This is a genomic window from Cupriavidus sp. FW306-01-F10A (genome assembly GCF_058782785.1).
Genome location: NZ_JBYSYA010000003.1, coordinates 187,278 through 212,889, shown reverse-complemented (window position 1 = coordinate 212,889; position 25,612 = coordinate 187,278). Strand labels below are relative to the sequence as shown.

Genomic DNA, 25,612 nt, shown 5'->3' with positions numbered 1-25,612 from the left:
GGCGATCGGGACCGCGCGGTTTGATATTCCGGGACGTACGTTTGACATTCCGGGACAGCTGGGGAAAACGCCGAGACGAAAAAAAAACCGGCACCCGAAGGTGCCGGTTTCTCGCTGGCCCGCCGTCAGGCGAGGCGCGGCGACGCTCAGTCTTCCAGCTTCGGCAGCGAGGCGCTGACCTTGGTCGACAGCAGGCCGCTCTTGGCATACGTCTGCAGCTTCTCGCGCGTGTCGACGATATCCAGCGTGCGCATGGTCAGCTGGCCGATCCGGTCCAGCGGCGTGAACATCGACTCGCCCTTTTCCATGGTCAGCCGTTCCGGCTTGTAGGTCAGGTTCGGCGAGGTGGTGTTCAGGATCGAGTAGTCGTTGCCGCGACGCAGTTCGATGGTGACTTCGCCGGTGATGGCGCCGGCCACCCAGCGCTGGGCGGTTTCGCGCAGCATGATGGCTTGCGGGTCGAACCAGCGGCCCTGGTACAGCAGGCGGCCCAGGCGGCGGCCGTTGTCGCGGTACTGCTCGATGGTGTCTTCGTTGTGGATGCCGGTGATCAGGCGCTCGTAGGCGATGAACAGCAGCGCCAGGCCCGGGGCTTCGTAGATGCCGCGGCTCTTGGCTTCGATGATGCGGTTCTCGATCTGGTCGCTCATGCCCAGGCCATGGCGGCCGCCGATGCGGTTGGCTTCCATGAACAGGTCGACGCTGTTGGCGAAGGTCTGGCCGTTCAGCGCGACCGGCTGGCCTTCCTCGAAGCGCACGGTGACTTCCTCGCGCTTGACTTCCACGTCATCGCGCCAGAACTGCACGCCCATGATCGGCTGCACGATGCGGATGCCCGAATCCAGGTGCTCCAGGTCCTTGGCCTCGTGGGTGGCGCCCAGCATGTTGGAGTCGGTCGAGTACGCCTTTTCGGCCGACATCTTGTAGTCGAAGCCGTTCTGGCGCATGAACTCGGACATCTCGGCGCGGCCGCCCAGTTCATCAATGAACTGCTGGTCCAGCCACGGCTTGTAGATCTGCAGGCCGGGGTTGGTCAGGAGACCGTAGCGGTAGAAGCGCTCGATGTCATTGCCCTTGAACGTGCTGCCATCGCCCCAGATATTGACACCATCTTCCTTCATCGCAGCAACCAGCATGGTGCCGGTGACGGCCCGGCCGATCGGGGTGGTGTTGAAGTAGGTGATGCCGGCGGTCGAGATATGGAACGCGCCGCACTGCATGGCGGCGATGCCTTCGGCCACCAGTTGCGTGCGGCAGTCGACCAGGCGGGCTTCCTCGGCGCCGTAGGCCTTGGCGCGGCGCGGGATGTCGTCGTAGTCGGGCTCGTCGGGCTGGCCCAGGTTGGCGGTGTAGGCGTAGGGGACAGCGCCCTTCTGGCGCATCCAGAGGAGTGCCGCGCTGGTGTCAAGGCCGCCGGAGAAGGCGATTCCGACGCGCTGGCCGGAAGGAATGTGCTGCAGGATGGTAGTCATCGCCAGAAAATCTAAGTGAATTTGTCGGCTCTTGGGCGGGCTTCCGATACGCGCGTCGGGGCGGCGGGAAGCACGGCGACGCGGCCGGCCGAGTCACGTGCCGCGTCAGTGCCAAACGCGAATTGTGACACGGCAGCGCCCACGCGCCAAACGCCGGGGCTGGCGGGGGCGCCGGCGCCACCTGCATCCGGGCCTGCCGGACCATTCAAATCCCGCGAACGCGCCCTTCAAAACTCTCGACTGGTTCGCGCCAGGACCCCTCCCTATACTCCGCCGCACTGTCGTCTGAAAGCGGAGTCGTCATGCTGCATCGTGCCCTGGAAGGAGTCCGGGTCCTGGACCTGTCGCGCATCCTGGCCGGTCCCTGGTGCACCCAGAACCTGGCCGACCTGGGCGCCGAGGTGACCAAGGTCGAGCACCCAGAGCGCGGCGACGATACCCGCGGCTGGGGCCCGCCCTACCTGGAAGCGCCCGAGGGCAGCGGCGACACCCAGCGCCTGTCCGGCTACTTCATCTGCTGCAACCGCGGCAAGCGCTCGGTCGCGATCGACTACGGCACGCCTGAGGGCGCGGCGCAGGTACGTGAGCTGGCGCGCGAGGCCGACGTGCTGGTCGAGAACTACAAGGTCGGCACGCTGCGCCGCTACGGGCTGGACTACGACACGCTCAAGGCGCTCAACCCGCGCCTGGTCTACCTGTCGATCACCGGCTTCGGCCAGAGCGGGCCGATGGCGGACAAACCCGGTTACGACTATGTATTCCAGGGCATGGGCGGGCTGATGAGCTACACCGGCCAGCCCGACGGCACGCCCGGCGCCGGGCCGCTGCGCACCGGCGTCGCCGTGGTCGACCTGAGCACCGGCATGTATGCCACCTCCGCCGTCCTGGCCGCGCTGTACCAGCGCCAGGCGACCGGGCTGGGTGCGCACCTGGATATCGCGCTGCTCGATGTCGCGGTGGCGATGAACGCCAACCAGGCCGCCAACTACCTGGTGTCGGGCCAGAACCCGCAGCGCAGCGGCAACGCCCATCCCAACTGCGCGCCCTATGAGGTGTTCCGCTGCGCCGACGGCCACCTGATCCTGGCGATCGGCAATGACAGCCAGTTCGCGCGCTTCTGCGCCGTTGCCGGCATGCCGGATCTTGCGCAGGACCCGCGCTATGCCACCAATTCCGCGCGCATCGAACACCTGCCCGCGCTGCGCGCCCTGCTGACCGATCTCTTCCCCACACGCACCCGCGCTGCGTGGACCGATGCCTTCGATGCGGCCGGCGTGCCCTGGGGGCCGATCCACACCATGGCCGAAGTCTTTGCCCACCCGCAGGTGCAGCACCGCGGGCTGATGCAGACGGCCGAACACCCCGTCATGGGCCGCGTACCCATGGTGCGCAACCCGATGCTGGCCGGGCACGACCTGCCGCTGCCACCGCCGCCGCTGCTGGGCGAACACAGCCCGGCAGGCTGAACGGCGCGCAGCTACCCACGAGACCGAAAACACCGATACGGAGACACCGATGAAACCAACCTTCACCGCCATCGCGCTGCTGGCTGCATGCGCAAGCGGCGCCGCGCATGCCACCGCGTATCCCGACCGGCCGATCAAGCTGATCGTCCCCTATGCCGCCGGCGGCACCACCGACATCATCGCTCGCATCGTCGGCACGCGCCTGGGCCCGGTGCTGGGGCAACCGGTGGTGGTCGAGAACCGCCCCGGCGCCGGCGGCGCCGTTGGCAGCGCCTACGCGGCCAAGCAGCCGGCCGACGGCTACACGCTGGTGATGGAGGTGGAGAGCTCGCACGCGGTCAATCCCAACGTCTACCTCAAGACCGCCTACGACCCGGTCAAGGACTTCGCGCCGGTCAGCAACCTGGCCGACGTGCCCAACGTGCTGGTGGTCAACCCGGCGTTCCCGGCCACGGATTTGCAATCGTTCATCAAGCTGCTGAAGGCCAACCCCGGCAAGTACTCGTTCGGCTCGTCCGGCAACGGCGGGCTGAGCCATATGAACGGCGAGCTGTTCATGAACGCCACCGGCACGCGCATGCTGCACGTGCCGTACAAGGGACTGGGCCCGGCGCTCAACGATGCGGTGGCGGGCCAGATCCAGGTGGTGTTCGACAATATCCCGTCGTCGTCGGGCCTGATCCAGGGCGGGCGCCTGAAGCCGCTGGCGGTCGCCGCGAAGCAGCGGCTGAAGGTGCTGCCCAATGTGCCGACCTACGCCGAGGCCGGCCTGCCGGCGATGAACAACCCGTCGTGGTTCGGCCTGGGTGCACCGGCAGGCACGCCCGCAGCCATCCTCGACAAGCTCAACCACGCCGTGCGCCAGGTATTGGCCGAGCCGGATGTGATCGCCGCCATCGAAAAGCAAGGCGCGATCCCGGCACCGACTTCGCGCAAGGCCTTCGGCGACCTGATCCGGGCGCAGAATGCGCACTGGAAGCAAGTCGTCGAGGACATCCACTTCACCAAGCTCCAGTAAGCCACAAGGAACGACATGAGCGCACTTCAGCAAGAACCGCACGCCGGCGTCGAGATCGACGCGCGCGGCATCGCCACCGTCACCATCCGCGAGGCGGGCTCGCTCAATATCCTGAGCACGCCGGTGATCGCATCGCTCACGCGCGCCATCGAAGCGCTGGCCGGCAATGACGCGGTACGCGTGCTGGTGCTGCGCGGCGCCGGCGAGAAAGGCTTTGTCGGCGGTGCCGACATCAAGGAGATGGCCGCGCTGGACCGCGCCAGCGCCGAGGCCTTCATCAGCGGCCTGCGCCGCCTGTGCGATGCCGTGCGCCACCTGCCGGTGCCGGTGATCGCGCGCATGCCGGGCTGGTGCCTGGGCGGCGGGCTGGAACTGGCGCTGGCATGCGATATCCGCATCGCCGCCGACAACGCGCAGCTGGGCATGCCGGAAGTGAAGGTCGGCATCCCGTCGGTGATCCACGCCGCGCTGATGCCGCGCCTGATCGGCAATGCGCGCACGGCATGGATGCTGCTGACGGGCGAGATCTCCGATGCCGCCGAGGCGCTGCAGTGGGGGCTGGTGAGCCGCGTGGTGCCGCTGGCGGAGCTGGATCTGGAAATCGAACGCGTGGCCGCGCTGCTGGCCGGCTTTGGCCCGGCCGCGGTGCGCCAGCAGAAGCGCCTGCTGCGCGAGTGGGAGGATGCGCCTCTGGAAGTCTCGATCAACAACAGCGTGACCGAGTTCGGCAGCGCCTTCGACACCGGCGAACCGCAGCAGCACATGGCCGCCTTCCTGAACCGCAAGCGCTGAAGCGCGGGGAAAGTGCTTACGGCGCCGTGGCTGCCACGGCGCCGCCTTCGCGCGTGGCCACCACGCGCGGATCGTTCAGCAGGAACTGCACAAAGGCCTCGGCAAACGCCGGCAGCTTGCCGTCGGCGCGCACGATCAGGTTCAGTTCGCGCAGGGCCCACGGCTCGGCCAGCCGCACCCCCACCACGCGCGCCTCGCGCAAGGCCTGCGCCGCCACGCTGCGCGGCACCAGCGCCACCCCCACGCCGGCCTCGGCCAGCGACAGCACCGCATCGAAGCTGTGCGCATGCAGCCGCACGTTGGGCGCCTTGCCCGCGCGCTGCGCCATGTCGCGCAGGAACAGGAAGTTGCTGCTGGTGCGGCTCATGCAGACAAAGTCGAAGGCCAGCGCCGCGCCGAAGCGCACTTCAGGCTCGCGCGCCAGCGGGTGATCGGCGGCCACCGCAAGGATCAGCTCGTCGCGCGCGTAGCGCACCGAGCGCACCCCGGTGGCTTCACCGCCCGTCTGGAAATCGCCTGCCAGGATGCCGACATCGGCTTCATGCGCCGCCACCGCCGCCAGGATCGACTGGCTGGCGCGCTCCTCCAGGTCGATGTTCACATCCGGGTTGGCCAGCAGGAAGCGGCTCACGCTCGGGATGATGAAGCCGTTGAGCGAACTGCTGTTGGCCAGCAGCCGGATATTGCCCTTCAGCCCGGCAGAGAAGCGCCCCACCTCGCCATGCATGCGCTCCACGCCAAGCAGCAGTTCGCGCACATGGACCAGCAGCGTTTCACCGGCCGGTGTCAGCTCCATGCCGCGCGCGGTGCGCACGAACAGCGGCGTGCCCATCGCGTGCTCCAGGTTCTTCAGCCGGTAGCTCGCCGCCGACGCGGTGATATGCGTGGCCGAAGCGCCACCTGACAGGCTTTGCGCATCGGCAATGGCCTGGAACAGGCGCAGGTCGGTCAGTTCGTAACGCAAGGCAACTCCGTTTGGGGCGGGACGGTCGAAAGGATTGGCGCTTGGTGGTGTCGCGGCCATTCTAGTGCAGCACCGTGGGCTTCCCGCCCGCCATCCGGTCCGAACACGCTCCGCCCATTTAATGTGGACGTCGTCCATTTTCTTTGCTAAGGTATTGTGGACGGCGTACACAAAAGCATGCGCCAGTTGCCAGCGCGCCGCCTGATTCGCGCGCCATGCCGATATCCACGGCCGCCCGAGCGGCGGCCTACCTACAGGAGTTGTCATGCAAGTCCAGCCCTATCTGTTTTTCGAAGGCCGTTGCGATGAAGCCGTTGAGTTCTACAAGAAGATTCTCGGCGCCAAGGTCAACATGCGGATGACGTTCAAGGACAACCCGGAGGCCGACAAGGGCGGCGAGGGTTGCCAGCCCGGCGCCGGCACCGAAGACAAGGTCATGCACATGGAGTTCCAGATCGGCGAGAGCGTGATCATGGCCTCCGACGGCCGCTGCTCGAACCAGCCCAACTTCCACGGCTTCGCCCTGTCGATCAACTACCCTGACAAGGCCGCGGTCGAAAAGGCCTTCAACAGCCTGAAGGAAGGCGGCCAGGTAGTGATGCCGCTGGACAAGACTTTCTTTGCAGACCAGTTCGGCATGGTCACCGACCGCTTCGGCATCATGTGGATGCTGCTGACGGCACCGAAGTAAGCGGCACATCGCGCAAGTTTCCCGGCAGCGACGCGCCCTTTGAGCGTATGGGCTTACAATGCGCCGCCTGCCGGAGAAACCTTGCCATGGACGATCGCATCAACGAACTCGAAATCAAGCTCGCCTTCCAGGAAGACCTGCTTGATACCCTGAACAGCACCGTGGCGCGCCAGCAGCAACAGATCGACCTGCTGCAGGAGCAGTTCCGCGCGCTGTACCAGCAGGTGCGCAGTGCCGCCACCACCGCGGCCGAAGCCGACCCCCAGCAGGAAATCCCACCGCACTACTGATCGACGCGGCCCGCGCCATGCAGGCCGATCGCCGATGTGACGGAACGCCACCCCGCCCGCGCGGTCTGACTGGCTGACCCATCCACCGCCGCCCTCGACAGGCGCGCCCCATCCGCCACATGCGTGTGAAACCTTCCCTGCTGATTGCCGCCGCCTGCGTCGCTGGTGCCTCCTCGGCGCTGGCCGGCTACAACATCTGGACCGGCGAGTACTCCCTCTCCCGGCAGGAACTGCAGACCGCGCTGGACCAGCGCTTCCCCGCCACGCTGCGCTACGCCGATGTCGTAAGCGTGCAGCTCAGCCATCCCCGGCTGGTGCTGGACGAGGCCAACAACCGCGTCACCACCCATGTCGACGCACGCCTGACCAACGCCTTGCTGCCCTCCCCGCCGGTAGACGGCAAACTTGCGCTGAACAGCGGCGTGCGCTACGACCCGGCCAAACGCGCGGTGCTGCTCGACAACCCGACCGTACAGCAGGTGGAAGTCGCCGGCATGGGGCAATACCGCGAACAGCTCAACGCCATCGGCGCTGTGGTCGCGCAGCAGTTGCTGAAGGACTATCCGGTCTATACGTTCAAGCCCGAGGAACTGCGCGTCGGCGGCAAGGACGTGGAGCCGGGGGCGATTACCGTGGGCAAGGATGAGGTGCGGGTTGAGGTGAAGCAGCGGTAGGCATAGCCTGCGGACCAGGCTCGCTCCCTCTTCCTCTGCCTCAACCCCGCCCACCTCTGAACACCACCCCCAACCCCGCCAGCACCGCACCCATCCCGGCCATCGCCAGCGGCGCCATCCGGTTGCCCAGCAGCAGGTAGTCGAGCACCGCCGTGCCCGCCGGCACCAGGTAGAACAGGCTGGTGACGTTGACCAGGTTGCCAGCGCGGATCAGACGGTAGAACAGCAGCGTCGCGCCGATTGAAATGACCAGCGCCAGCCACAGCAGCGGCGCAGCAAAAGCCAGCGAAGCATCGAAGGCGAAGGGCTGGAACGGCAGGCACAACAGGCAGGCCGCGAGGCTCGCGCCGTACTGCAGCGGCAGCACTTCCGCGGGTGCACGCGTGATGCGCTTCTGCAGGATGGCGCCGACGGTCATGCTGGCGAGCGAGGCCAGTGCGCACAGCACGCCTGCCAGCGACAGCCTGGCCGGCAGCAGGCTGTCTGCCACCACCATGGCCAGCCCGGCGAGCGCGAGGGCAAGGCCCGCCATGCGAGCGGCGCTGAAGCGCCGCTCGGTCAGCAGCAGCGTCAGCATCGGCTGGGCGCCGAGCACGGTGGCGAGCACACCGGGCGTCATGCCGTGGTCGAGCGCAAGGAAGTAAAAGACGGAGTAGCCGCCGATCAGCAGCAGGCCGGTCACGGCGGTGTACAGCCGCTCGCCGCGCGGCGGCAGCAGGCGGTGCCTGGCCAGGCCGATCGCGCCAAGCACGGCGCAGACCAGCGCGAAGCGCAGCGTCAGCAAGGCGAAGGGCGTGGCGTGGTCGAGGGCCAGCCGGGCGGCGATGGCGCCGCTGCTCCACAGCAGCACGAAGAGGGGCGTGGCCCAGGCGGAGGTGTTGGTGGCGCGTGTGCCGGCGGCGGCGTCGAATTGCGCCGCGCGGTCTTTGTCGGTTGTCATGGATGTCATCTGTCGTCAGCTTGGCAGGCTCCGGCGACGCGCATGCGGCCATGGCACGGTGGCAGCACGCGCAGGCGTGCGGCTGCCGTGCGCGCAGGCACACGGATGCGGGACTACCGGAGACGAATGAGGCTGGGGGGCGTGCCCGTCAGCCGCGCGGCGGCGGCGCGACAGATGTGAACGCAGGCTGGCGACGCACGCGTGGCCACGCGCGGCCCGGGGGCGCGGCGTTGACGGGGCGTTGGCGGTCTGCGGTCATGGTGGGAATTGAAGACTTCGAAGAAGTAGTCCGGCGATGCTATGCCTGTGCGGCCATCGCGTCAACGCGATTCTGTTGTGCGCTGCTCCAGCCGGGACACCAGCGCCTGCAGCGTCGGCGCGCATCCGGCCTCCACCTTCAGCGCCAGCATCGCGTCCGCCCGCGTGGTGCCCAGGTTGAGCGCGGCCACGGGCTTGCCCATCTGTCCGGCCCAGACGCAGAAGCGGTAGCCAGAATAGACCATCAGCGACGAACCGACCACCAGCATGGCATCCGCTGCTTCCAGCGCCGCGCGGGCGGCATCGACCCGCGGGCGCGGCACGGATTCGCCGAAGAACACCACGTCCGGCTTGAGGATGCCGCCGCAGCGCCCGCACTCGGGCACGCGGAACTGCGCGAACAGCGGCGATTCGAAATGCACGTCGCCATCGGCGGCGGGCTCGGCGATCACGTCGCGCAGCGCGGCGTTCTGTGCCAGCAGCCAGTCCTGCAGGCCGGCCCGGTCATGGCGCGTGCCACAGTCCAGGCAGATGGCACTGGCCAGGCTGCCATGCAGTTCGATCACGCCCTCGCTGCCGGCGCGCTGGTGCAGGCCGTCGACATTCTGCGTGACCAGCGCCGTGAGCCGGCCGTGCGCGCCAAGGCGCGACAGCGCATGGTGCGCGGCATTGGGCCGCGCCTGCCACGCCACCGGCCAGCCCAGCATGCTGCGCGCCCAGTAGCGCTGGCGCCCCGCGTGCGAGCCCAGGAAGGCCTGCAGCGTGATCGGCTGCGAGCGCTGCCACTGGCCGCGCGCGTCACGGTAGCCGGGAATGCCGGAATCGGTGCTGATGCCCGCGCCGGTCAGCACGAACAGGCGCGGGTGGCGCTGCACGAAATCGAACAGGGCGGACGTCGGGTGCGGGGGTTGCAGCGGCTCGCTCAATTTGCCGGATCCTCGGCATGGCGCGCCGCCTGGCGCGCTTCCCAGGCGCGCAGCTCCTCGCGGTAGCGGTCCATCTCCTGGTAGTAGTAGTCGAAGATGCAGGGATCGCAGCCGGAGCCGCAGCACTCGTCATCGCCGGGCCGCTCTGGCGGCACCGGGCGGGGGTCGTCGGGGGGCACGGCGGGGGACGCTTGGGACACTGACAGTTCGCGAACAGGCGCATTGGCGGATCAACCGCCAGTATATTCCCGCCGGCCCCGGCCTGCCGCCGGACCCCTCAGTGGCCGAGCAGCCCCTCGCCGACCGGGATCACCAGCGCCGTGCCCGCCAGGCAGGCGATGTCGTCCTCGGCAAGCCGGCGCGACACCACGCTGGCCAGCCTGGCGCCGATGCGGGCAAGTTCGGCGGCGTCGGCCAGGTAGACGGCGTCGATCACGCTCTGGTCGAACTGCAGGGCCGCGCTCAGGCGGCAGCGTCCGGGCGAGCCGGCCGGCTCGGCCTGCCAGCTGACCTGCACCTGATTGCCGTCGCTGCGGTGGTATTCGGCCGACATCGGAAACAGCCGGCAGGTATGCTCGCGGGCCCACTCGACCAGGGCAGTCATGGCGATTCCCCTTTGGCGGGACAGCGCGTCCGCCGGTACGCCGCGTCAGCGGCTCAGTACATGGTAGAGCCAGTCGTGCGCGCGTGCCGGCACGCCCAGCGCGCTGGCATCGATGCGCCGCCCCTGCACCCGCAGTGTGCCTTCGTGCAGGGCATCCACCGCTGCCTGGGCATCCGGGAACCTCCCCATCACGCCATTGCCCAGCATCAGCATCCAGTCCTTCTCGCGGGGAATGAGCGTGAGCTGTCCCGCAGCGGTCTGGCAAAAGAAATAACCGTACATGCACCCCCCAAGCACCTTACCTGTATCCATCCTAGTGCAGGGCACCGCGGGGTCGCGTGCCGATCTGCACGCTTCCGAACGGCGTGATGAATTGTTTTTGCACGGCCGCGAGTGGGCGGCCTGCATGCAGCATTTTGCCCGAAGATAGCCAGACCTCCCCGCCCGGCGGCCGCCGGGCGGGGCCACTGCCGCCCGCTGCGGCCGACAGCGAACCGATTGCGAACCCACGGTGCCATGAAGGCAGCCCCATTCCATTGCTTGCGCAAACTGCTCGTACCGGCGGCCCCGGCACTGGCTGCGGGCGCGGTCCTGGCCGCTGAGCCGGCCTCCATGCCGGCGGCGCCGGCGATCGAGCCGCCCGCAAACCAGGTCGCGGCGGCCACGCCGCAGCGGGCCGCAGGCGCGCGCCCCCGCATCTGCCTGGTGCTCTCGGGCGGCGGCGCGCGCGGCGCGGCGCATATCGGCGTGCTCAAGGTGCTGGAGGCGATGCGCATCCCGGTCGACTGCATCGCAGGCACCAGCATGGGTTCGCTGGTGGGGGGCGCCTATGCCACCGGCATGGCGCCCGCCGAAATGGAGCGGCTGGTCGGCGGCCTGAGCACCGACAAGATCTTCAAGGAGCGCCCGCCGCGCCAGGACCTGACCATCCGGCGCAAGCAGGACGATTTCACCAACCTGTTCACGCCCGAGATCGGAGTGCAGGCCAGCGGCCTCTTGCTGCCCAAGGGCGCGGTCTCGGGCGTGCAGCTGGAGACCGTGCTGCGCCAGCTGGCCAAGGTGCCCGGCTACCGGGACTTCGACCAGTTTCCGATTCCCTACCGCGCTGTCGCCACGGACCTGGTGGCAGGCACGCCGGTGGTGTTCAGCCAGGGCGAGCTGGCCAACGTGATGCGCGCCAGCATGTCGGTGCCGGGCGCGGTGGCGCCGGCCGAGTACGAGGGCCGGCTGCTGGTCGACGGCGGCCTGACCGACAACCTGCCGGTGGACGTGGCGCGCAGGATGGGCGCCGATATCGTGATCGCGGTGAACCTGGGCACGCCGCTGATGAAGCGTGAGGAACTGACCTCGATCATCGGCGTGACCGGCCAGATGCTCAATATCCTGACCGAGCAGAACGTGCGTGCATCGCTGGCCTCGCTGCGGCCCACCGACGTGCTGATCGAGCCGGCGCTGGGCGATTTTTCCGCGACCGACTTCGACCACCTGCCGGCAACCATCCCCATCGGCGAGGCTGCCGCGCGCAAGGTCGCCGACCGCCTCGCGCCGCTGGCGCTGCCGCCGGCGCAATATGCACAACTGCGCGCCAGACAACAGGCGGTGCAGCCGCCTGACACCCGCCCGGTCGATGAGATCAGGCTGGCGCCGCTGCAGCGCGTCAACCCGGACTACGCCACCGCAGTGATGGAAACCAAGCCCGGGCAGCCGGTCGACCAGGCCACGCTGGACCAGGACATGCGCCGCCTGTTCGGCACCGGCGACTTCGAGCACGTCAACTACGGCATCCTGGAGGAGCCCGGCAAGCGCGTGCTGGCGGTCAATGCGGTGGAGAAATCCTACGGTCCCGACTACCTGCGCTTCGGGCTCGGGCTGAGTTCGGATTTCCGCGGCGATGCCTACTTCAACCTGGTGGGCAGCTACCGGCGCACCTGGCTCAATGCGCTTGGCGCCGAATGGCGCACCGATGCGCAGGTGGGCCAGACCTCGTCGCTGATCAGTGAGTTCTACCAGCCGCTGGATACGCGCCAGTACTTCTTTATCGCGCCGCGCATCGAGCTGGAGCGGCGCCCGGTCAATGTTTTCCAGGGCAGCACGCGCATCGCCACCTACGACCTGCGCCGCTTCGACATCGCGCTGGACGCCGGCAGCCAGTTCACCAAGTACGGCGAGCTGCGCGTGGGCGTGCAGACCGGCACGGAGCACGCCACCCTGAGCACCGGCCCCGAGTCGCTGTCGCCAGGCCCGGGCAATATCCGGCGCGGCGCCATCACCGGGCGGCTCTTGTTCGACCAGCTCGACAGCGTCGACTTCCCGCGCTTCGGCTATGCGGCCCGGCTGCACATCTACGGCTCGCAGCCGGGGCTGGGTGCCGACCAGGCTTATGTCAAGGCGCAGGCGGATGGCATCTATGCCCACTCGTTCGGCGACAACACGGTCTCGCTGGCCTTCAAGGTCGGCAGCAATATCGGCGGCAAGCCGCTGCCGCGCTATGACCTGTTCCAGTGGGGCGGCTTCCTGCAGCAATCCGGTTATGCCACCGGGCAGCTGCTGGGCGGCAACCTGCAGTTTGCGCGGCTGGTCTACTACAACAAGCTGGCGCGACAGACCCTGCTGCAAGGCGTGTACGCAGGCTTTTCGCTGGAGGCGGGCCGCATGGGCGACCCGCTGGTGCCGGGGAGCCCGACCGGGCTGCTCAAATCGGGCTCGGTCTTCCTGGCGCTGGACAGTCCGCTGGGCCCGCTTTACCTGGCCTATGGGCGCGCCGCCGCAGGCACATACAGCTTTTACCTGTTCCTGGGCAAACCCTTCTGAGCCGGCCAGCATAAGCACCCACCAAATGTGAGCCTGCCGCACCCTACCAAAGTTGTATGTAATGTCTTAATTCAAATGTCTATACTTTTTACGTCACCAAGACCCCTCTTGAATGACGACCTTCCCCGGTCGCCGCTCCCCAGCGGCGACTTTTTTTTGGGCGCCCGCCTGACATGCGGCGCCTATAATCCGGGCCTCGGGCTGCACTTGCGGCCGCACTGCGTCCCTTTCGCGCGCCTCCTCCCATGCAGATTGATTTCACCCATTTCACGCCGTGGCTGTCACTGGCCGGCGGGCTGGTCATCGGCCTCGCGGCGGCGCTGATGATCCTGGGTCTGGGCCGCATTGCCGGCATCAGCGGCATTGTCGGCGGCCTGCTGAAGCTGCCGCACGGCGACAGCGCGTGGCGCGCCGCCTTTGTGATCGGGCTGTTGCTGGCGCCATGGCTGGCGGGCGCGTTCGATGCCATGCCCGCGGCGCAAATCGATGCCGGCTGGGGTGAGGTGCTGGCGGCGGGGCTGCTGGTAGGCATCGGCACGCGCTACGCCGGCGGCTGCACCAGCGGGCACGGCGTGTGCGGCCTGTCGCGGGGCTCGGTGCGCTCGCTGGCCGCCACGCTGACCTTCATGGCGGCGGGCTTCCTGACGGTGCTGGTGCAGCGCCATTGGCTGGGAGGCTGACCGATGGGCATGCTCTTCTCATTGCTGGCCGGGCTGGTGTTCGGCATCGGCCTGATCCTGTCCGGCATGGCCAACCCGGCCAAGGTGCTGGGTTTTCTCGACCTGGCCGGCGCCTGGGACCCGTCGCTCGCCTTTGTCATGGCCGGCGCGATCCTGGTGGGGGTGGTGGCCTTCGCACTGGCGCGCCGGCGCCAGCGCTCCTGGCTGGGGCTGCCGATGCAGTGGCCGGCGCTGGCCGCGGTCACGCCGCGGCTGGTGCTGGGCAGCGCGGCGTTCGGCGTGGGCTGGGGCCTCGCGGGCTTCTGCCCGGGCCCGGCGCTGGTGGCGCTGGGTGCCGGCTATGCCAAGGCCTGGGGCTTTGTCGGCGCCATGCTGGCTGGCATGGCGCTCTACGAGATCGCGGAGCGACGCGGGCGTTGATGCCGTGCAGCATCCGGCCCGCGTGCCATGCGGGCGATGCGCGAATGCAGCAAAGGCTGGCCCCTGGCGGCCAGCCGGTTTAAGATTGCGCGATTATCGGACAACAAGCCCAGACAACACACCTCCCAATGGATGTCCTCCGCCCCCTCGGTCTTGGCCATGCACAGGCCGACACCGTCCGCGTTGCCCGGCCCCAGGCCGACCTGCTCGCCAGTTTTGCCGGCGATCCCAACTTCATGCTGTCGCTGGCGCGCGGGCTGACCGTGCTGGAGGCGTTCTCGGAACGCAAGCGCCCGCTGACGATCTCGCAGGTGGCGCAGCGCACGCAGTTGTCGCGCGCCTCGGTGCGGCGCTGCCTCTATACGCTGGAACAGCTCGGCTACGTCAGCCAGCAGGACGGGCAGTTCGCGCTGCGGCCGCGCGTGCTGCACCTGGGCCACGCGTATTTCTCGTCGACCTCGCTGGTGTCTCTGGCGCAGCCGATCCTGGACAACCTGAGCGCGCGCATCCACGAGACCTGCACGCTGGCGATCCTGGACGGCACCGACATCCTGTACCTGGTGCGCTCCGAAGTGCAGCGGGTGCTGAACTATTCGCTAGGCATGGGCAGCCGCCTGCCAGCCTACTGCACCTCCAACGGCCGGCTGCTGCTGGCGCACCAGCCCGCCACAGTGCTGGACGGCTTCTTCGAGCATGCCGAACTGCGCCCGCGCACGCTGCAGACCAAGGTCTCGCGCCAGGAGCTGGAAGCGTGCTTCGAGCGCGCCCGCGAAGTGGACTACGTGATCGTCGATGAAGAGCTGGAACCGGGCCTGCGCGCGATGGCGGTGCCGGTGCGCTCGGCCTCGGGCATCGTGCTGGCGGGGCTGAGCGTGAGCGTGCGCGCGGCGCGCGTCTCTGAAGCAGAGATGATCTCGCGGCTGCTGCCGCCGATACGCGAAGCCGCGGCGGCAATCGGCCGGCTGATCGGCTCCTGATTGCCGCTGACTACCCGGGCAGCCGCACGGGAATGAGGTAAGCCGGGCCCGGGTTGCGCGGCCTCGGCACCGGTGCTTCAGCCCCGGTGCGCCAGTTCCAGCGCAAATACCAGCCGCTGCAGGAAGTTCTCCATGCGCCCGTCCGGATGGATGAAGGCGCAGCCGAAATGGTGGATGGCGCTGTCGTCATGGCCCACCAGCCAGTGGCCAACCACCTGCAGGTCCAGCTCAAGCTTACCCAGCTCGCGGAAGTCCAGCCGGCACTTGCCGACCGTGGTGCCGACCGGCAGGTGCTCTGCCGAGACCGTCTTCGAGCGCAGACCCACGCCCGACAGCGACAGGTCGGCGATATCGAGCCCCAGCACGGTCTTGTCCGACATGTGGATCTCGCAGCGGTAGCCTCTCGTCACCAGCGTGCGCGCGCGGAAATGGCGGCGGCGCTGGAAGTGGTAGAGCTTCTCGGGGAATTCGACGACGAAGGCGGGGCCTTCCTCATAGCGCGTGGCGCCCGGCCGGCCCACTACGAAGTTGACCGGCACGCCGCGCAACAGCCCCGAGAACGCATTTTCATCCGAGGTCATCAGCGACATCCGTTCGGGTTCCGCATTGCACCAGTCGAACACGAAGGTGCGGTCGACCGGGTCAACGTGCAGGACCGACGTGACGAACTGGTGCCCGGTGCGGGTGCGCACGCTCAGCATGCACTTCTGCCAGGACAGGTCGCGCAGCACGGTGCCGATCTGCGAGTTGTGCGTCAGGCGATAACGGTCATCCGCCGGCTCAATGTCGGATTCGGCGCCGTTATCGGCTGGCCCGGAGGCATCGTGCTGATTCATGGATTCACGCAACATCTGGAGTGGCTGGGATCGCCGGTTACGGGGGCTTCGGCCTGCCGGCCGCGCGCATGTTAAGCGCGTGTCCCGATGCCCGGCAAGACGCATGCTCTCACTTCGGCAGATCTGTGGCAGAACTTGAGCACAGACTTCCGGGGGGTAGCGCGCACGCCGCTTTCAGGCGTCCGGTGGCGGCGCCGCAAGCGTTGCCTGCGCCTCTTCGCGCAACCACGCCAGCAGCACCAGCCGGCGCGTGTCGTGTTCAAACGGCGCGGGCGACAACAAATGATAGGCCGATCCGTCGGCAACAAAGCCGAACGGCGCGGCCAGCCGGCCATCGGCGATCTCGTCCGCGGCCATCAGCTGCGAGGCCATGGCCCAGCCCAGCCCTGCGGCGGCGGCCTGCAGACTGAGGTAGAAATGTTCGTACCAGGCGTCGCCGTCGCACTGCACGACGGGGGCGGCATCGTCGCGCACCGCCTGCCAGCGCTGCCATGCCTCGGGCCGCGTGCGCGTATGCAGCCGCGCCGGGACCGTGGCTGCCCCCTGCGCAAGCTGCGGCCGGCACACCGGCCCCACCCGTTCCTGCGCCACCTCGCGCGCATGCCAGCGCGCATCGAAGGCAAAGTCATTGCGCCGCAGTGCCAGGTCGGCGCCGCTGCGGGTGAAGTCGATCGGCCCGCCTGCTGCCATCAGGTGCAGCGGGATATCGGGATGGCGCGCGGCAAAGCGCGGCAGCCGCGGGATCAGCCAGCGCATGGCGATGGTCGGCTCGCATGACAGCACCAGCGCTCGCCCCGGCGGTTGCGTGCGGATGCGCGCGGCGGCGCCGGCCAGCACCTCCATCGATTGCGTCGACGCCGCGAACAGCGTGCGCCCCGCCTCGGTCAGGAAGACCCCGCGGTTGCGCCGCTCGAACAGCGCCACGCCCAGCGTGTCCTCCAGCTGGCGGATCTGCCGGCTGACCGCGCCATGGGTCAGGTGCAGTTCCTCCGCCGCCCGGACAAAGCTTTCGTGGCGCGCTGCGGCCTCGAAGAATCGGATCCAGCCCAGCCAGTGCATCAGTCAGTTTTTCTCACGTAATTGCGCGAGTATATATCGGTTGTGGCGGCGCTTTCCGGCACGCAGAATTGGGTACGGCCGGATCTCCCGATGTGGCGATTTCCGGATAACTGTAACGTAACCTCACAGAAAATGCCCCCAATCGCCGAATCCCTGGCGGTCGCCGCCGTGACCGTGCTGGCCGTTGTCAGTCCGGGCCCGGACTTCGCCATGGTCACCCGCAACAGCTACTTGTACGGCCGCCGCGCCGGCCTGCTCAGCGCCCTCGGGATCGCGCTGGGGGTGCAGGTGCATGTGCTCTATACGATGTTCGGGGTGGGGCTGCTGATGGCCCATGCGCACAACGTGCTGACGGTGGTGAAGATGCTGGGCGCGGCCTATCTGGTTTGGATCGGTATCCAGACGCTGCGCAACCGCGAGGCCCTGGCAGTAGACCTGCAAGGTGCGCGCACGCTGCCGCCGTGGGCGGCGCTGCGCATGGGCTTCCTGACCAATGCGCTGAACCCGAAGACCACGCTGTTCGTGGTCAGCACCTACACCCAGGTGGTCGATGTGCACACGCCGGTGCCGGTGCAATGGGCTTATGGCGGATTCATGTCGGTGGCGCACCTGGCGTGGTTCAGCCTGGTGGCGTGCGTGTTCACCGCGCCGGCACTGCGCGCGGCGATGCTGCGGCGCCAGCGGCTGCTGGACCGCACCATCGGCTCGGCCTTGTGCGGGCTGGGCGTAACGCTGGGGCTCAGCAACCTGGCGTAGGGCCGGCCTGCGTCAGTGGCCAGGCCTGGCGCACGAGATGCTGGGGGCCTTGCGGGCCGAGCCGGCTTTCGAACAGCACCAGCCGCTGCACCTGCCAGGCCTCGCTGGCCAGGCTACGGTGCGTATCGAGCCACGCGCGCAGCACGCTTTCGGGCACGGACGGCTTGCAGCGCGCCAGCGTCAGGTGCGGATGGAAGCGCCGCCGCTCCGGGGTAATGCCCGCGGCCCCGGCCAGCGCCTGCCCGACGTCGGCATGCAGGGCGCGCAGCGCGTCCAGGCCGGGACCTGGCGCCAGGCCCGCCCACAGCACCGAACCCTGGCCGCTGCGGAAGCGCCCGGTACCGGCTGCCTGAAGCAGGAAGGCAGGCGCGCGGATGCTGTCGAGCGCGGCCTCCAGCGCTGCGCCAGGCACGTTGCACTCACCCAGGAAGTGCAGGGTCAGGTGGACCTGCTCTGGCGCTGCCGGCCGCACACCGTGCGCGGGCGGCAGGGTCGACAGCAGCCATGCCGCCCGCGCGGGCGGGACTTCCACGGCAATGAACAGGCGCGGCATGGCAGCGCAGCCGGCGCCATCAGCCGGGCGTGGTGCCGACGCCTTCGCGCTGCAGCAAGGCGCGCTTGCGCTCGATGCCGCCGGCGTAGCCGGTCAGCGCGCCGGCGCTGCCCAGCACGCGATGGCAGGGCACGATCACCGACAGCGGGTTGCGTCCTACCGCGCCGCCGACTGCGCGCGCATGCGTGGGCGGCAGGCCCAGGGTGCGGGCCAGTTCGCCGTACGACGCGGTCTCGCCGCAGGGGATGGCCAGCAGCGCCTCCCACACGCGCTGCTGGAACGGGCTGCCGGCAAAGCGCACCGGCACGGTGAAGGTATCGCGGCGGCCGGCGAAATATTCGGCCAGTTCCGACGCGGCGCGGTCGAGCACCGCGGCGTCGGCCGGCGGCACGTCGCGGCTGTCGGCAATGCCTGCGGGATGGTATTTCTGCCCGGCGAAGAAAAGGCCAGTCAGGTGTGCGCCTTGCGCGCGCAGCAGGATGGTCCCGAGCGGGCTGTCGATATGGCGATAGCTGGTCATGTGATCGTCTCCGGTTCGGCCGCGGCACTGGCCGCATCCTTCATCGCTTCATAGCGATGCCACAGGTGGATGGCGGCGTAGGCACGCCACGGCGCCCATTGCGCGGTGCGCTCGTGCATCGCGCGCACGGTACTGACGCCCAGCACCTTGCGCAGCGCATAGTCGGTGCCGGGGAACGCATCGGGCCAGCCCAGCGCGCGCATGGCGACATACTGCGCGGTCCAGTCGCCGATGCCGCCGACCTCGCGCAGCGCCGCCACGGTCTGCTCCGGCGGCGCGTGCGCATCGAGCGCCAGCGTGCCGTCGGCCACGCGCTGCGCCAGCGCCAGCAGCGTGCGCGCCTTGCCCGCCGACACCCCGGCATCGCGCAAGCCTTGCTCTGGCAGTGTGGCAATGGCGGCGGCAGTCGGGAACGTGTAGCGCAGGCCGTCGGGGGGCGTGCCGTCCAGCGACTGCCCCGCGTGCCGCGCCAGCGCGCCCAGGATGCGCCGCGCCTGCACCACCGAGATTACCTGCCCCACCACCGCGCGCACCGCGATCTCGAAGCCATCGACGCTGCCCGGCAGGCGCACGCCCGGCATTGCCTCGGCAAGCTCGCCCAGGTGCCGGTCCACCACGTCCGGGCGGCAGCCCAGATCGCACAGGCGGCGCACCTTGCCCAGCGCCTGCGGAATCACGCGCGCCAGCGAGGCCGACAACGTGACGCGTAGCACCAGCCGGCGCGGCACATGTTCGATCCGTACCCAGCCGGTATGCGTGCTGCCGCCGGCATCCACCAGCAGCGTGCGCATATAGGTACCGTCCCGGATGGCCTCGATGCCATCCACCGCCCGGGTAGCCAGGAAGCGCAGCCATGCGTCCCAGGCAAACGGCGGGCGGTAGCCCAGGTCGAACACCAGCCGGTCGGCCACGCCGTCGGCGGCGCGGCGGCGCAGCGCCCGCGGCGTCAGGCCGTAGCGGGTCTTCAGCACATCGTTGAAGCGGCGCACGCTGCCGAAGCCCGCCGCCAGCGCCACTTCGGTCACAGGCAGCGCGGTGTCGGCCAGCAAGCGCTTGGCCAGCAGCAGCCGCTGCGTCTGCGCGTACTCCAGCACCGACACGCCGAACTGCGCATCGAACAGGCGCCGCAGGTGCCGCTCGGTCACGCCGATGCGCGCCGCCAGCGTGGCCACGCTGCCTTCGGCCATGAAGCCCTCGTCGATCAGCGTGGCCGCGGCCTGCGCCAGCCGGCCTGAAATATCGGCCAGCCCGTGCCCGGGCGCCAGTTCCGGACGGCAGCGCAGGCAGGGGCGGAAGCCATGCTTCTCCGCCGCCGCAGCGCTCTCGTAGAAGGTGCAGTTTTCGCGCTTGGGCGTGCGCACTGCGCACACCGGCCGGCAGTACACGCCGGTCGACGACACGCCCACGAAGAAGCGTCCGTCGAAGCGGCGGTCGTGCGAGGCCACGGCCTTGTAGCAGGTATCGGGATCGAGGTGCATGACGGCATGCTACCGCTACCTGCAAGTGCTTACCCGCTGGATTCGGACATTTCCCTCTGGCGCGCGGGCGTGGGCTGCGGCACAGTTCCTGGCAGGGGCGGCGGCTAGAATGCGCTTCGTGCCTCACCCGCCAACCCACTGCCACCGCCCGCCCGGAGACGCCATGCGCCGCACTGCCCTGCACCTGTCCTTGCTCGCTTCGCTTGCCTGCGCGCCGGCGTTGGCGCAGCCGGTGCAGACCGCGCCCACGGCGACGCCTGCCACAGCCACGCAGGTGGCATCGGTCGAAGGCATCACCGAATACCGCCTGCCCAACGGCCTGCGCATCATACTGGCACCGGACGCGGCCAAGGCCACCACCACCGTCAACATCACCTACCTGGTCGGCAGCCGCCATGAGAACTATGGTGAGACCGGCATGGCCCACCTGCTCGAGCACCTGCTGTTCAAGGGCACGCCATCGCTGCCCGGCAAGGCCATCCCGACCGAGTTCGCCCGCCGCGGCATGAGCGTGAACGGCACCACCGCGCAGGACCGCACCAACTACTTCGGCACCTTCAGCGCCAACGATGAAAACCTTGACTGGGCGCTGCGCATGGAAGCCGACCGCATGGTCAACAGCGTGATCTCGCGTGCCGACCTGGACAGCGAGATGACGGTGGTGCGCAACGAGATGGAAATGGGCGAGAACAGCCCCGGGCGCATGCTGATGCAGCAGACCATGGCCGCCGCCTACCGCTGGCACAACTACGGCAAGGCCCCGATCGGCGCGCGCAGCGATGTCGAGCACGTCAGCATCGACGGCCTGCGCGCCTTCTATCGCCGCTACTACCAGCCCGACAACGCGGTGCTGGTGGTGGCCGGCAAGTTCGATCCCGCCGCCACGCTGGCACGCATCGAGCGCTACTTCGGGCCGATCCCGCGCCCGACGCGCGTGCTGCCGCCCGAGCATACCGTCGAGCCCGCACAGGAAGGCGCGCGCGAGCTGGTCGTGATGCGCCCCGGCGACAACAGCCTGGTCGCCGCCCAATACCACGTCAGCCCGGGTGCGCATCCGGACAGCACGGCACTCTCGCTGCTGACCCTCATCCTCGGCGATACGCCGGGCGGGCGGCTGTACAAGGCGCTGGTCGAGCGTGGCCAGGCCGTGTCGGTCGGCACCGCGCTCTATGCGATGAAGGACCCGGGCGCGCTGCTGCTCATGGTCGAGACGTCCAAAGACCAGCCGCTCGCGGCTGCGCGCGCCGGGCTGATCACGCAGGTCGAGGGCTTTGCCGAGGCGCCCGTGACCGAGGCCGAGCTGGAACGTGCGCGCGTGCGCATGCGCAACGCCTACGAGCACTACATGAACGATCCCGGCGCGCTCGGCGTGGCGCTGTCCGAGGCCATCGCCAAGGGCGACTGGCGCCTGTTCTTCCTGGCGCGCGACCGCATCGAGACCACCACGCTGGCAGACGTGCAGCGCGTAGCGCTGAACTACCTGCAAGCCTCGAACCGCACCGTGGGCGTGTTCCTTCCCGCCGAGCAGCCGTCGCGCGCGCAGGTGCCGCCGGCGCCCGATGTCACGGCCATGGTCAGCGGCTACCAGGGCAGGCAGGCAATGGCCGCGGTGGCGGCATTCGATCCCAGCCCCGCCAATATCGAGGCCCACACCACGCGCCAGACGCTGGCCAACGGCATGCAGCTGGCGCTGCTGCCCAAGCCCGCGCGCGGTGAAGTGGTGCACGGCGCGCTGGTGCTGCGCATGGGCGACGCGCAGAGCCTGCAGGGGCTGACCACGGTGGGCGCGCTGACCGCCTCCATGCTCCGGCGCGGCGCGGCTGGCATGGACCGCCAGCAGATCGCCGACCGCATCGAGGCGCTGCGCGCACGCGTCGGCATCTCTGGCAGCTCTGAGCGCGTGGCCGTCAGCTTCGAGACGCGCCGCGCGCACTTGCCGGAACTGCTGGCCCTGCTGCGCGACCTGCTGCGCGCACCGACCTTCCCCGAGGCGGAGTTCGAAACGCTGCGCAAGACCAGCATCGCGGAGATCGAGAGCATCCGGCGCGAGCCGGGCGTGATGGCGTCCAACGCGCTGGGCCGCCATGGCGACCCCTACCCCGCGGGCGACCCGCGCCATGCGCGCACCTTTGCCGAGAACATCGCCGACCTGCAGGCCGCCACCCTGGCGCAGGTGCGCGACTTCCACGCGCGCTTCTATGGCGCGGGCCATGCGCAATTGAGCCTGGTGGGCGACTTCGATGCCGCGGCCGCGGCCGCGCAGGCAGCGCAGCTGTTCGGCGACTGGAGCGCGCAACGGCCCTACGCGCGCGTCGAGCGCCCCTTTGTGCCGATCCCGCCGGCGGAGTTCACGCTGCCCGCGCCGGGCAAGGCCAATGCCATCTACCTGGCCTCCACGCCGATCGACCTGACCAATGACGCGCCGGACTATGCGCTGATGATGATTGCCAACCGCGTGCTCGGCGGCGCCAGCCTGCGCGGCCGCCTGGCTGACCGGCTGCGGCAGCGGGAAGGCCTGAGCTATGGCGCGAGCAGCTGGGTGCAGGTGGGCGCGCTCGACCGCGCGGGACGCTTCGGCCTGCAGGCGCAATACGCACCGCAGAACCTGCCGCGCTTGCAACGCGCCGTGACCGAGGAGCTGGAGCGTTTCGTGCGCGACGGCATCACCGCGCAGGAACTGGCCGAGGCCGTCAGCGGCCTGCTGCAGCAGGGCATGGTCAGCCGCAGCAACGACGCCGCGCTGGCCGGCGCGCTGGTCAACCAGCTCTACCTGGGCCGCACCATGGCCTTCACCGCCGAACTCGAAGAGCGCCTGCGCAACGCCACGCCGGAAACCGTCAACGCGGCCATTCGGCGCTACATGCAGCCAGGCACGCTGTCGCGCGTCTATGCTGGCGACTTCAGCGGCGCACCGGCGCAACTGGGCCCAACCGGCAGCGGAAGTGGCTCCGGCGCGGCCGGCAGCACAGGCAACGAAGCGGCCGGCGCGGCACCGCAGGCGCAGCCCTGACATACGCGGGAAACAATATTCGGCTGCACTGGCAAGAGGCCGCAGGCGCGGCCAGCGCAACATCGCAGCGGCAAGGCAGGGAGCGGTCGGCAGGCGTCCGGTGCAAGCCCCTTGCCGCGACCCCGGGTTGACTGTATATTCGTACAGTATAAGTCGATATAAGAGGTGTGGATGTCAATCGTGCGAGCTGGCAGCAAGGCAGAAGCGCTCAGGCTTCTGGCCTCGGAAGGCGTGCTGGCGCTTGAGCTGGACTACGAGACAGGATGGCAGGATGCCGTCGAACTCGGCAGGCTCGGAGAAAAGCGCGGTATCAAGGTGCAGTATCGCGGACAAGAAAGCATCGCCGTCCGTTCCCGCGAAGCCCTGATCGAAGGGCTGGCCAAACCCAAGGCCACGTTCCGTCAACGCAATCTCTATTGCCAGTTCGATCTCGGCACGCTGGCGGACCATGAACTGCTCGACCTCGAGGCCAAGGCCACGCGGCTCGGGGACTATATCCTCGCCGGCCATCTGCTGCGCGATGTCGATGGCGTGTGGCCGCAATAAGCGGCTTGCGCGCACGCCGGGCCACTAGAAGAGAAAAAGCCGCCATGCAGGCGGCTTCCGTCATATTGCGCTGAGCATGTTCTTCGTGCCCGGTACCCCGGTCAATGCCACACCCGCGTGGCGTTGGCCCAGCGCGCCGCGCACGACGACTGCGCTACGGCCGCGTCGATCGTTTCGTTGGCGGCCTCCGCCGCCGGCACCGCCGCGGCGGTATCCAGCGCCGCGCGCCACAGCACCGCCGACACCAGCGTCTTGCACTGCCGCCGTTCGCCATGCGCAAGCGCCAGCAGCCGCTCATAGCCGTCCAGCACGATCAGCCGGTCACCACGGCGCGGATGCAGCGACAGCGTGTAGAGGTGGTCAGACTCGCATTGCAGGCTGCCGCCGCTGACCGCGACCACGATTGCACCCGGCAACGCAATGCCGCTGGCCTGGACCTCGCCACGCAAGCGCGCCAGGTGCGCGTGCGCGCGTGGATCGCTGGTGCCGCCCACACCGCCCGCCATCTCAGCTGGCAGCGCGCTGAGCGCCATCAGCTCGGCCGGCGACACCGCCAGCGTATAGGCCTGCAGCGTGGGACGATAGGTCGCCACCACGGCGCGCAGCCGGTGCGGCGCATCGCCATCATGCCCTGCCTGCAGCGGGCTGTCCGGCCCGCGTAACTGCATCGTGTTCATGTCGACTCCTGCCGCGCCGGGCGGTTGCATGGTCAGTCGCGCAGCAGTTGCTTGGCGATGATCAACTGCTGGATCTGCGTGGTGCCTTCATACAGGCGCAGCAGGCGCACGTCGCGGTAGAAGCGCTCGGCCTTGTACTCGGCGATATAGCCGGCGCCGCCATGGATCTGCACCGCGCGGTCGGCCACGCGGCCCACCATCTCGGTACAGAACATCTTGGTGCACGAGGCCAGCATGCTGACCTCCGGATCGCTCTTGCCGGCGGGCTTGGCGTCGTAGCGCTGGGCGCAGTCGCGCACCATCGACAGGCCGGCGTAGAGCTCGGCCTGGCTGTCGGCCAGCATCGCCTGGATCAGCTGGAAGTCGCCGATGGGCTTGCCGAACTGCTTGCGCTCCCTGGCATAGGCCACAGCGTCGGTGATCAGGCGATGCGCCATGCCGCAGGCCAGCGCCGAGATATGCAGGCGGCCGCGGTCGAGCACCTTCATCGCGGTCTTGAAGCCCACCCCCGGCACGCCGCCGATGATATTGGCGGCCGGCACGCGCACGTTCTCAAGCACCACGTCGCAGGTCTTGGTGCCGCGCTGGCCCATCTTCTTGTCCGGCTTGCCCAGCGAGATGCCCGGGGTGTCGGCCGGCACGATGAAGGACGAGATGCCCGAAGCGCCCGCGCCGCCGGTGCGCGCCATCAGCGTGAAGGCGCCGGCGCGCGGCGCGTTGGTGATGAAGCGCTTGGTGCCGTTGATAACGTAGTGGTCGCCGTCGAGCTCGGCCTTGGTCTGCAGCGAAGCCGCATCGGAGCCGGCGTTCGGCTCGGTCAGCGCGAACGAGATGATCAGCTCGCCGCTGGCGATGCGCGGCAGGTATTGCTGCTTCTGTTCCTCGGTGCCATCCATCAGGATGCCCTGCGAGCCGATGCCGACGTTGGTGCCGAACACCGAGCGGAAGGCAAAGGCGGTATGGCCCAGGTCGTAGACCACATCGCATTCCTGCGACATCGACAGGCCGATGCCGCCGTAGTTCTCGGGGATGGAGATGCCGAACAGGCCCATCTCCTTCATGTCCGCGACGATCTCGGCGGGCACGTCGTCGGTTTCCTCCAGCGTGTCTTCGGCGGGCTTCAGGCGTTCGTCGATGAAGCGCTGCACCGAGGCGCGCAGCAGGGCAAAGGATTCTTGGTCAAGGGCCATGATG

Annotated in this window: 27 protein-coding genes; 13 read left to right on the top strand and 14 right to left on the bottom strand. The window is 68.8% G+C overall.

Going from position 1 to position 25,612, the window contains the following annotated elements; translation table 11 throughout:
* Nucleotides 1-146: 146 nt before the first annotated feature.
* Nucleotides 147-1,472: an argininosuccinate synthase gene (gene argG / locus AC3WLF_RS06490; protein ID WP_013954052.1), complete on the bottom strand. Its 1,326-nt coding sequence runs from the start codon at nucleotides 1,470-1,472 to the stop codon at nucleotides 147-149.
* 302 nt (nucleotides 1,473-1,774) lie between these two features.
* Here argG and AC3WLF_RS06485 point away from each other — a divergent pair, with 302 nt between their 5' ends.
* The 3 genes from AC3WLF_RS06485 to AC3WLF_RS06475 are packed head-to-tail and all read left to right on the top strand — an operon-like array spanning nucleotide 1,775 to nucleotide 4,748.
* Nucleotides 1,775-2,938, top strand: coding sequence for a CaiB/BaiF CoA transferase family protein (locus AC3WLF_RS06485; protein ID WP_492355870.1), 1,164 nt, complete (start codon nucleotides 1,775-1,777; stop codon nucleotides 2,936-2,938).
* A gap of 49 nt (nucleotides 2,939-2,987) precedes the next feature.
* Nucleotides 2,988-3,956 (top strand): tripartite tricarboxylate transporter substrate binding protein, encoded by a 969-nt coding sequence (locus AC3WLF_RS06480; RefSeq protein ID WP_492357964.1) that lies wholly within the window; start codon nucleotides 2,988-2,990, stop codon nucleotides 3,954-3,956.
* 15 nt (nucleotides 3,957-3,971) lie between these two features.
* A complete protein-coding gene (locus tag AC3WLF_RS06475; RefSeq protein ID WP_492319414.1) occupies nucleotides 3,972-4,748 on the top strand; it encodes an enoyl-CoA hydratase in 777 nt (258 codons plus the stop codon).
* 16 nt (nucleotides 4,749-4,764) lie between these two features.
* On the opposite strand, the gene AC3WLF_RS06470 is transcribed toward AC3WLF_RS06475, so the two are convergent.
* A complete protein-coding gene (locus AC3WLF_RS06470; protein ID WP_492357963.1) occupies nucleotides 4,765-5,712 on the bottom strand; it encodes a LysR family transcriptional regulator in 948 nt (315 codons plus the stop codon).
* A gap of 265 nt (nucleotides 5,713-5,977) precedes the next feature.
* On the opposite strand from AC3WLF_RS06470, the gene AC3WLF_RS06465 reads away from it, so the two are divergent.
* The 3 genes from AC3WLF_RS06465 (at nucleotide 5,978) to AC3WLF_RS06455 (ending at nucleotide 7,367) form a co-directional block, all read left to right on the top strand.
* Nucleotides 5,978-6,403: a VOC family protein gene (locus AC3WLF_RS06465; protein ID WP_492319412.1), complete on the top strand. Its 426-nt coding sequence runs from the start codon at nucleotides 5,978-5,980 to the stop codon at nucleotides 6,401-6,403.
* An 86-nt stretch (nucleotides 6,404-6,489) separates the two neighbouring features.
* Complete coding sequence (locus AC3WLF_RS06460; RefSeq protein ID WP_010811191.1) at nucleotides 6,490-6,693, top strand: SlyX family protein; 204 nt, start codon at nucleotides 6,490-6,492, stop codon at nucleotides 6,691-6,693.
* A 119-nt stretch (nucleotides 6,694-6,812) separates the two neighbouring features.
* Complete coding sequence (locus AC3WLF_RS06455; RefSeq protein ID WP_492319411.1) at nucleotides 6,813-7,367, top strand: DUF1439 domain-containing protein; 555 nt, start codon at nucleotides 6,813-6,815, stop codon at nucleotides 7,365-7,367.
* A 40-nt stretch (nucleotides 7,368-7,407) separates the two neighbouring features.
* Here the strand turns inward: AC3WLF_RS06455 and AC3WLF_RS06450 are convergent, their stop codons facing one another.
* From AC3WLF_RS06450 to AC3WLF_RS06430, 5 genes are all read right to left on the bottom strand, one after another.
* Nucleotides 7,408-8,307: a DMT family transporter gene (locus AC3WLF_RS06450; RefSeq protein WP_492357962.1), complete on the bottom strand. Its 900-nt coding sequence runs from the start codon at nucleotides 8,305-8,307 to the stop codon at nucleotides 7,408-7,410.
* 320 nt (nucleotides 8,308-8,627) lie between these two features.
* On the bottom strand, nucleotides 8,628-9,491 hold the full coding sequence (locus AC3WLF_RS06445; protein ID WP_492319409.1) for an NAD-dependent protein deacetylase: 864 nt from the start codon (nucleotides 9,489-9,491) through the stop codon (nucleotides 8,628-8,630).
* The gene (locus AC3WLF_RS06440) at nucleotides 9,488-9,691 is read right to left on the bottom strand and encodes an oxidoreductase-like domain-containing protein (protein ID WP_492319408.1); all 204 of its coding nucleotides are present in this window, start codon (nucleotides 9,689-9,691) and stop codon (nucleotides 9,488-9,490) included. Before AC3WLF_RS06440 ends, AC3WLF_RS06445 begins: the two co-directional genes overlap by 4 nt.
* Before the next feature lie 77 nt (nucleotides 9,692-9,768).
* Nucleotides 9,769-10,095, bottom strand: a complete 327-nt coding sequence (locus AC3WLF_RS06435; RefSeq protein WP_035823400.1) for a hypothetical protein — start codon at nucleotides 10,093-10,095, stop codon at nucleotides 9,769-9,771.
* Nucleotides 10,096-10,140: 45 nt separating this feature from the next.
* A complete protein-coding gene (locus tag AC3WLF_RS06430) occupies nucleotides 10,141-10,377 on the bottom strand; it encodes a hypothetical protein (protein ID WP_010811185.1) in 237 nt (78 codons plus the stop codon).
* A 234-nt stretch (nucleotides 10,378-10,611) separates the two neighbouring features.
* Between AC3WLF_RS06430 and AC3WLF_RS06425 the strand changes: the two genes are divergently transcribed.
* The 4 genes from AC3WLF_RS06425 (at nucleotide 10,612) to AC3WLF_RS06410 (ending at nucleotide 14,983) form a co-directional block, all read left to right on the top strand.
* Nucleotides 10,612-12,906 carry a patatin-like phospholipase family protein gene (locus AC3WLF_RS06425; protein ID WP_492353238.1) on the top strand — a complete coding sequence of 765 codons (2,295 nt, stop codon included), beginning with the start codon at nucleotides 10,612-10,614 and terminating at the stop codon, nucleotides 12,904-12,906.
* Between the two features lie 245 nt (nucleotides 12,907-13,151).
* Nucleotides 13,152-13,586: a YeeE/YedE family protein gene (locus AC3WLF_RS06420; protein ID WP_035819085.1), complete on the top strand. Its 435-nt coding sequence runs from the start codon at nucleotides 13,152-13,154 to the stop codon at nucleotides 13,584-13,586.
* Nucleotides 13,587-13,589: 3 nt separating this feature from the next.
* The gene (locus tag AC3WLF_RS06415; RefSeq protein ID WP_492319406.1) at nucleotides 13,590-14,006 is read left to right on the top strand and encodes a DUF6691 family protein; all 417 of its coding nucleotides are present in this window, start codon (nucleotides 13,590-13,592) and stop codon (nucleotides 14,004-14,006) included.
* A gap of 128 nt (nucleotides 14,007-14,134) precedes the next feature.
* Complete coding sequence (locus AC3WLF_RS06410) at nucleotides 14,135-14,983, top strand: IclR family transcriptional regulator domain-containing protein (protein WP_013954068.1); 849 nt, start codon at nucleotides 14,135-14,137, stop codon at nucleotides 14,981-14,983.
* Between the two features lie 77 nt (nucleotides 14,984-15,060).
* Here the strand turns inward: AC3WLF_RS06410 and AC3WLF_RS06405 are convergent, their stop codons facing one another.
* Together AC3WLF_RS06405 and AC3WLF_RS06400 are read right to left on the bottom strand one after the other, a co-directional pair.
* Complete coding sequence (locus tag AC3WLF_RS06405) at nucleotides 15,061-15,834, bottom strand: flagellar brake protein (RefSeq protein ID WP_492319405.1); 774 nt, start codon at nucleotides 15,832-15,834, stop codon at nucleotides 15,061-15,063.
* A gap of 159 nt (nucleotides 15,835-15,993) precedes the next feature.
* Nucleotides 15,994-16,878: a LysR substrate-binding domain-containing protein gene (locus tag AC3WLF_RS06400; protein ID WP_492319404.1), complete on the bottom strand. Its 885-nt coding sequence runs from the start codon at nucleotides 16,876-16,878 to the stop codon at nucleotides 15,994-15,996.
* 132 nt (nucleotides 16,879-17,010) lie between these two features.
* Here AC3WLF_RS06400 and AC3WLF_RS06395 point away from each other — a divergent pair, with 132 nt between their 5' ends.
* Nucleotides 17,011-17,634, top strand: coding sequence for a LysE family transporter (locus AC3WLF_RS06395; RefSeq protein ID WP_492357961.1), 624 nt, complete (start codon nucleotides 17,011-17,013; stop codon nucleotides 17,632-17,634).
* Here the strand turns inward: AC3WLF_RS06395 and thpR are convergent.
* Genes thpR through AC3WLF_RS06380 form a run of 3 tightly spaced genes read right to left on the bottom strand, consistent with a single transcriptional unit; the run spans nucleotide 17,618 to nucleotide 20,185 of the window.
* Entirely contained in the window at nucleotides 17,618-18,187 is a 570-nt protein-coding gene (gene thpR, locus AC3WLF_RS06390) for an RNA 2',3'-cyclic phosphodiesterase (protein ID WP_492357960.1), read from the bottom strand. The two genes, AC3WLF_RS06395 and thpR, sit on opposite strands and share 17 nt — an antisense overlap.
* Before the next feature lie 19 nt (nucleotides 18,188-18,206).
* Nucleotides 18,207-18,707, bottom strand: coding sequence for a methylated-DNA--[protein]-cysteine S-methyltransferase (locus AC3WLF_RS06385; RefSeq protein ID WP_492357959.1), 501 nt, complete (start codon nucleotides 18,705-18,707; stop codon nucleotides 18,207-18,209).
* A complete protein-coding gene (locus tag AC3WLF_RS06380) occupies nucleotides 18,704-20,185 on the bottom strand; it encodes an AlkA N-terminal domain-containing protein (RefSeq protein ID WP_492319400.1) in 1,482 nt (493 codons plus the stop codon). Before AC3WLF_RS06380 ends, AC3WLF_RS06385 begins: the two co-directional genes overlap by 4 nt.
* A gap of 163 nt (nucleotides 20,186-20,348) precedes the next feature.
* Between AC3WLF_RS06380 and AC3WLF_RS06375 the strand changes: the two genes are divergently transcribed.
* Nucleotides 20,349-23,195 (top strand): M16 family metallopeptidase, encoded by a 2,847-nt coding sequence (locus tag AC3WLF_RS06375; RefSeq protein ID WP_492357958.1) that lies wholly within the window; start codon nucleotides 20,349-20,351, stop codon nucleotides 23,193-23,195.
* Nucleotides 23,196-23,366: 171 nt separating this feature from the next.
* Nucleotides 23,367-23,741: a hypothetical protein gene (locus AC3WLF_RS06370; RefSeq protein WP_010811174.1), complete on the top strand. Its 375-nt coding sequence runs from the start codon at nucleotides 23,367-23,369 to the stop codon at nucleotides 23,739-23,741.
* A 101-nt stretch (nucleotides 23,742-23,842) separates the two neighbouring features.
* Here the strand turns inward: AC3WLF_RS06370 and AC3WLF_RS06365 are convergent, their stop codons facing one another.
* Together AC3WLF_RS06365 and AC3WLF_RS06360 are read right to left on the bottom strand one after the other, a co-directional pair.
* On the bottom strand, nucleotides 23,843-24,418 hold the full coding sequence (locus AC3WLF_RS06365) for a hypothetical protein (protein WP_492319398.1): 576 nt from the start codon (nucleotides 24,416-24,418) through the stop codon (nucleotides 23,843-23,845).
* A 32-nt stretch (nucleotides 24,419-24,450) separates the two neighbouring features.
* Nucleotides 24,451-25,608 carry an acyl-CoA dehydrogenase family protein gene (locus AC3WLF_RS06360; RefSeq protein WP_010811172.1) on the bottom strand — a complete coding sequence of 386 codons (1,158 nt, stop codon included), beginning with the start codon at nucleotides 25,606-25,608 and terminating at the stop codon, nucleotides 24,451-24,453.
* Between the last annotated feature and the right edge of the window lie 4 nt (nucleotides 25,609-25,612).

Excerpts from the sequence above, each read along its gene's own strand:
- AC3WLF_RS06420 (WP_035819085.1), top strand. The coding sequence starts at position 13,152 with ATGCAGATTGATTTCACCCATTTCACGCCGTGGCTGTCACTGGCCGGC.
- AC3WLF_RS06370 (WP_010811174.1), top strand. The coding sequence starts at position 23,367 with ATGTCAATCGTGCGAGCTGGCAGCAAGGCAGAAGCGCTCAGGCTTCTG.
- AC3WLF_RS06410 (WP_013954068.1), top strand. The coding sequence starts at position 14,135 with ATGGATGTCCTCCGCCCCCTCGGTCTTGGCCATGCACAGGCCGACACC.
- AC3WLF_RS06375 (WP_492357958.1), top strand. The coding sequence starts at position 20,349 with ATGCGCCGCACTGCCCTGCACCTGTCCTTGCTCGCTTCGCTTGCCTGC.
- AC3WLF_RS06465 (WP_492319412.1), top strand. The coding sequence starts at position 5,978 with ATGCAAGTCCAGCCCTATCTGTTTTTCGAAGGCCGTTGCGATGAAGCC.
- argG (WP_013954052.1), bottom strand. The coding sequence starts at position 1,472 with ATGACTACCATCCTGCAGCACATTCCTTCCGGCCAGCGCGTCGGAATC.
- AC3WLF_RS06480 (WP_492357964.1), top strand. The coding sequence starts at position 2,988 with ATGAAACCAACCTTCACCGCCATCGCGCTGCTGGCTGCATGCGCAAGC.
- AC3WLF_RS06365 (WP_492319398.1), bottom strand. The coding sequence starts at position 24,418 with ATGAACACGATGCAGTTACGCGGGCCGGACAGCCCGCTGCAGGCAGGG.
- AC3WLF_RS06485 (WP_492355870.1), top strand. The coding sequence starts at position 1,775 with ATGCTGCATCGTGCCCTGGAAGGAGTCCGGGTCCTGGACCTGTCGCGC.
- AC3WLF_RS06455 (WP_492319411.1), top strand. The coding sequence starts at position 6,813 with ATGCGTGTGAAACCTTCCCTGCTGATTGCCGCCGCCTGCGTCGCTGGT.
- AC3WLF_RS06450 (WP_492357962.1), bottom strand. The coding sequence starts at position 8,307 with ATGACAACCGACAAAGACCGCGCGGCGCAATTCGACGCCGCCGCCGGC.
- AC3WLF_RS06425 (WP_492353238.1), top strand. The coding sequence starts at position 10,612 with ATGAAGGCAGCCCCATTCCATTGCTTGCGCAAACTGCTCGTACCGGCG.
- AC3WLF_RS06400 (WP_492319404.1), bottom strand. The coding sequence starts at position 16,878 with ATGCACTGGCTGGGCTGGATCCGATTCTTCGAGGCCGCAGCGCGCCAC.
- AC3WLF_RS06385 (WP_492357959.1), bottom strand. The coding sequence starts at position 18,707 with ATGACCAGCTATCGCCATATCGACAGCCCGCTCGGGACCATCCTGCTG.
- AC3WLF_RS06380 (WP_492319400.1), bottom strand. The coding sequence starts at position 20,185 with ATGCACCTCGATCCCGATACCTGCTACAAGGCCGTGGCCTCGCACGAC.
- AC3WLF_RS06460 (WP_010811191.1), top strand. The coding sequence starts at position 6,490 with ATGGACGATCGCATCAACGAACTCGAAATCAAGCTCGCCTTCCAGGAA.
- AC3WLF_RS06435 (WP_035823400.1), bottom strand. The coding sequence starts at position 10,095 with ATGACTGCCCTGGTCGAGTGGGCCCGCGAGCATACCTGCCGGCTGTTT.
- AC3WLF_RS06415 (WP_492319406.1), top strand. The coding sequence starts at position 13,590 with ATGGGCATGCTCTTCTCATTGCTGGCCGGGCTGGTGTTCGGCATCGGC.
- AC3WLF_RS06430 (WP_010811185.1), bottom strand. The coding sequence starts at position 10,377 with ATGTACGGTTATTTCTTTTGCCAGACCGCTGCGGGACAGCTCACGCTC.
- thpR (WP_492357960.1), bottom strand. The coding sequence starts at position 18,187 with ATGCCGCGCCTGTTCATTGCCGTGGAAGTCCCGCCCGCGCGGGCGGCA.
- AC3WLF_RS06475 (WP_492319414.1), top strand. The coding sequence starts at position 3,972 with ATGAGCGCACTTCAGCAAGAACCGCACGCCGGCGTCGAGATCGACGCG.
- AC3WLF_RS06395 (WP_492357961.1), top strand. The coding sequence starts at position 17,011 with ATGCCCCCAATCGCCGAATCCCTGGCGGTCGCCGCCGTGACCGTGCTG.
- AC3WLF_RS06360 (WP_010811172.1), bottom strand. The coding sequence starts at position 25,608 with ATGGCCCTTGACCAAGAATCCTTTGCCCTGCTGCGCGCCTCGGTGCAG.
- AC3WLF_RS06405 (WP_492319405.1), bottom strand. The coding sequence starts at position 15,834 with ATGTTGCGTGAATCCATGAATCAGCACGATGCCTCCGGGCCAGCCGAT.